The following is a 4,640-nucleotide window of genomic DNA, read 5'->3' as shown; positions in this document are numbered from 1 at the left end:
ATTTACAAGAATATACTATATTATTATTTGATTTATATTTCATAAAAGTATTATATAACTATTAAAAATATAATACAATAAAAACAGTATTTTAAAAATATAAAATACTGTTTAAAGTTCATTACTCTATTTGTTCTGCACAATATTGGCTATAACTAACAAACCACATTTCTACTGCCAAGAAAAAACCTAACATAGACTTATATTCAAAATCTACAGTAGCTGGCAAATCTATAGGCGTAACATATATATTTTCTGTGCTGAGTGTTGCTAATGTATTACTTTTTAATTGTGTCAAAGAAATAATCGGTATTCTTTGTAAATGAAGTTTTTTAGCAAGTTCTACAACATTTTTAGACTCTCCACTTAAAGAAATAATAATAAATAAATCATCTTTTCTTACATTTCTTATAACAGTTTTAAACTCATCTGGACCTTTTATCTCATAAACTAAAACATTACAATTTACGAATAAACGCAAAATTTCACTAGCAACATTTTTCTGTACATGACCTGAAGCATAGACAAATATTCTTTTAGCATTATGTAATAATTTATTTAATCTTGTGAAATCTTGTTTTGCTATCTCTTCCCCTACATGTTTACATAAATTTACTGTTGCTTGAGCAATATCCATTGATGGCTTTTCTCTTGCTTGACTTATTTCCATTTTTAACATCATTTTCAAATCACTAAAACCATCAAGACCTAATTTCTTAGCAAAACGAAGCACTGTTGTTCGTGAAACATTACAATTATCAGCTATATCATAAATAGAAATGTAACAACATTCTTTTTTATGTGCATAAATATAACGCCATACGATTAAATCTGTCGGATTTAATTTATCCAATTTATTATTAACTAACTCTTCTAATTTCATTTGAATATCTCCTTAAAAACATAATTTAATATATATTCTTTATAACAATTAGAAATCCCTATTTTAACTAAAAATTTTATAACCTTTTTTTAACTTCCCTATGCACCTAATCCTCTTAATTTTAGTTACTCCTTGATAAACACCTTAAAAATTAAATTTTCAAACTATTCTTTTGAAATAATTAGCATCGTCATAATAATATTCTGTAAAAGCACTCTATTAATAACAAAAGCCGTTACTACTACAAAAAATTGAATATACATCAATTGATATACATGCAAGTAGTAAATACATTTATAATATTAAATATTTTGCCTACACTCATACTTTTATATTTTTGCACCAATAATAGTTCATACCAATACCTATACCACAAAGAACTCCGCCAGCAATACTCGCAGTGATATTTTCAGGCAAAAAAAATTTTTCTGGTACTGGTACACTACTCAACAATAAACTATAACATACTACACAAGAATAGTTTTAATAATAAAATCTCTACCAAAACATTTTAAAGAAATATATACTAATGGTAAATTGAGCAAAAAATAAATAATCCCTGTATGATTACCTTTACCCCAATCAATTTCTATTATATTTTCTATCAATCATTATCTGAGAAATTCCCCAAAACCACCATTATATAAATCACAAGGCAATATAAATATATTAAATCCTATAGAATATAGCAATGAATATAATATATCCCAATACTTTCATATCAAATAATGACTTTAAACATAATTTTAATTGCATATTTTTATCTTTTTCTAAAACATCTATTCTTATAGACAAATAAAACCCAGAGCATTTTGCCCTAGGTTTTATCTATTATTATCTTATTTAGGGAGTAACCCTTTTTGTACTAAAAATTCATGTGCTACTTCATGAGCATCTCTACCTTCTACATCTACAGCATAATTCATATTTCGCATTTCTTTATCAGATATTTGACCATCTAATTTAGAAAATACATCTTTTAATTCTGGATGTTGTTCTAATAGTTCTCCTCTAGTAAATGACACTGCATAAAATGGTGGAAAAAATCCCATATCATCAGGTAATCCTTGTAAATTCATTTTTTTCAGCAAAGCATCTGTAGAAAATGCATCTATTACATCGACTTCTCCATTTGTCACTGCTTGATAACGAATAGTAGCATCTAAAGCTCTTACATCTTTAAATTTTGTACCAAATTTTGCTTCTAATCCTGGTAAACAATCTTCACGATGTAAAAATTCAGCTGTACAACCAAGTATTACATCATTAGAAATGGCTAATAAATCACTCATTTTCTCTAGATTGTGTTCTTTAGCAAAATCCGGACGAACACTTAACACATAAGTATTATTAAAACCTAATGGTTTAGATGTTACTACATTATGTTTATTTAATAATGTCTCTGATACTTGATTATATACTACTTCTGAATTTGAATTCATTGGCAATTTACAAAAATTCATCAAAGCTGTACCTGAATACTCCACAAAAGTATCAATATCACCATTTGTCAAAGCGCTAAAGCAAAAATCTGCGGCATTTAAGTTAAAACGACGTTCTACTTTAAAATCAGTATAATGTTCAATTAAATCTTCATACATATATCCCAAAATAAATACTTCTGTAAAATTAGATGTACCTACTACAATTGTTTTCTGAGTAGCATCTTTTATATAAGCATAACCCTTGACACCAAGTGGCATTATCATCAATAAAGCACATAGTCCTGCTACTACTACTTTTTGGAATGTATGTTTTTCTAATTTATCATTTTTTATTTGTCCTACAGGTTTTAACCCTTCTGGTACTAATAGATTTTCAGCTTCAGCTAACATATAATCAATTAATAAAGCTAGAATTGAGGCTGGAATAGCTCCTAATAAAACCATATTGATATTAAGACCTATAAGCCCCATATTAATAAACCAACCTAAGCCGCCAGCTCCAGCAAAAGCAGCAATAGTCATTGTTCCCACAGCTGCTACCGTACTAATTCGTATTCCTGCCATAATAAAAGGCATAGCAAGTGGCATTTCTACTTTAATTAATTTTTGCCAACTAGATAAGCCTATTCCTTCTGCAGCTTCTCTAAGTTTAGGATCAATACTGCTAATACCTGTATAAGTATTTTTTATAATTGGCAATAAAGCATAAATTATTACCATGATAATAGCAGGCTTTTCTCCAATACCTACAAATGGTACAGAAAATGCTAACAAAGCAATACATGGTATACTTTGCATTAAATTTGCTATTCCAATAACTATATTTGACGCAGTTTTATTTCCAGTTATCAAAATACCTAATGGTACCCCAATGGCTATAGATAATAATACTGCCATTGTAGTCATGTTCATATGCTCCATAAAACGAAACCATACATCTGGATATTTATCTAAAAATAAAGCTAGTAATGAACTATTCATGCTAAAATTCCGTCCTTTTGTCTTACACTATCTTGATATTGGCGACTAAGCACTGATAATAAGCCTACTTTTTGTTAAATAGCCTACTAATTCATTTTTTAAATCCAATACTGGAACAATTCCAAAATGAATATAATCTACTGCATTAGTAATTTCTTTTAATGAAGTATTTTCATATACTACATGATAATCATCTGATATAAAATTTTTTAAAGAACCACTATATGAATCAAAATTCTGTAAATCAGCTAGCCATACAATTCCCAAAAATTTATTATCTTCCGTAACTAGTACACTATCAACACGAGCATGATTCATTACTTGCAACGCTTGAATAATCGTTCTATCTACAGAAATTTTGCATGGATTTTTCAACATAATATCACTAGCTTTGATAAATTCTGGATTAGACCACAATCTATTTTTGCCCACAAAATTTTGTACATATTCATTGACAGGATTTTTCAAAATATTTTCTGGAGTATCATATTGTACAATCCAACCTTTTTGAATAATACATATTTTATCAGCTAATTTTATAGCTTCGTCCATATCATGAGTTACAAAGACAATAGTCTTCTTAAACTGCTTTTGCAAATTTACTACAGCATCTTGTAAATCGCTACGTGTTACAGGGTCTAAAGCACTAAATGGTTCATCCATTAAAATAATATCTGGATTAGTAGCAAAAGCTCTAGCTACGCCTACACGCTGCTTTTGACCTCCAGACAATTGATATAAATATTTATAATTATCTGGTTCTAAATCTACCATTTCTAATAATTCATCAATGCGATTTTCTATATTATTGCTATCATAATTATTTATTTTTAACACGGTTGCAATATTATCATAAATCGTCATATGTGGAAATAATCCTGCATCTTGAACAACATACCCAATACGTCTACGAAGCTCTAAAGTATTTTGCTGACGTATTGAAACATTGTCTATCTTTATTAAACCTCTATCCACAGTCTCCAATTTATTTATAGTTTTCAATAAAGTAGTCTTTCCACAACCAGATGAACCTATTAACACCACAAATTCTCCATCGTTGATTGTAAAATTAATCTTATGTAGTACAAGCTTTTCTTTATAAGCCTTGTCTACTTCTTCAAATGTAATCACAATAGTCCTCCTAATTGATAATTGAGATTATGTATATCATACCTTAAATAACATAAAAATAGCCTTAATACTTATCAACATAGTATTAAGACTATATAAAAATTCATTTAATGACGGATTGTATAATGAAGTGCGACACCTAGAAAAATAAAAAACTCATTATGAATTTTCGTGTAAAATAAAGTTACCACACAAAACCT

Annotated in this window: 5 protein-coding genes; all 5 read right to left on the bottom strand. The window is 28.4% G+C overall.

The genetic code is table 11. The features are described from left to right. Positions 1 to 121: 121 nt before the first annotated feature. Positions 122 to 883: a MurR/RpiR family transcriptional regulator gene (locus tag AC5LAX_RS08550; RefSeq protein WP_193526661.1), complete on the bottom strand. Its 762-nt coding sequence runs from the start codon at positions 881 to 883 to the stop codon at positions 122 to 124. 321 nt (positions 884 to 1,204) lie between these two features. Beyond that, positions 1,205 to 1,333, bottom strand: a complete 129-nt coding sequence (locus AC5LAX_RS08545) for a hypothetical protein (protein WP_493263819.1) — start codon at positions 1,331 to 1,333, stop codon at positions 1,205 to 1,207. A gap of 17 nt (positions 1,334 to 1,350) precedes the next feature. Next, positions 1,351 to 1,491 carry a YitT family protein gene (locus tag AC5LAX_RS08540; RefSeq protein ID WP_115151860.1) on the bottom strand — a complete coding sequence of 47 codons (141 nt, stop codon included), beginning with the start codon at positions 1,489 to 1,491 and terminating at the stop codon, positions 1,351 to 1,353. Positions 1,492 to 1,722: 231 nt separating this feature from the next. Further along, the gene (locus tag AC5LAX_RS08535; protein ID WP_288909230.1) at positions 1,723 to 3,309 is read right to left on the bottom strand and encodes an ABC transporter permease/substrate-binding protein; all 1,587 of its coding nucleotides are present in this window, start codon (positions 3,307 to 3,309) and stop codon (positions 1,723 to 1,725) included. 45 nt (positions 3,310 to 3,354) lie between these two features. After that, positions 3,355 to 4,440 (bottom strand): ABC transporter ATP-binding protein, encoded by a 1,086-nt coding sequence (locus AC5LAX_RS08530; protein WP_288909231.1) that lies wholly within the window; start codon positions 4,438 to 4,440, stop codon positions 3,355 to 3,357. Between the last annotated feature and the right edge of the window lie 200 nt (positions 4,441 to 4,640).

The organism is Megamonas sp. (assembly GCF_986095205.1).
This window is presented reverse-complemented; position numbering and strand designations above follow the sequence as displayed.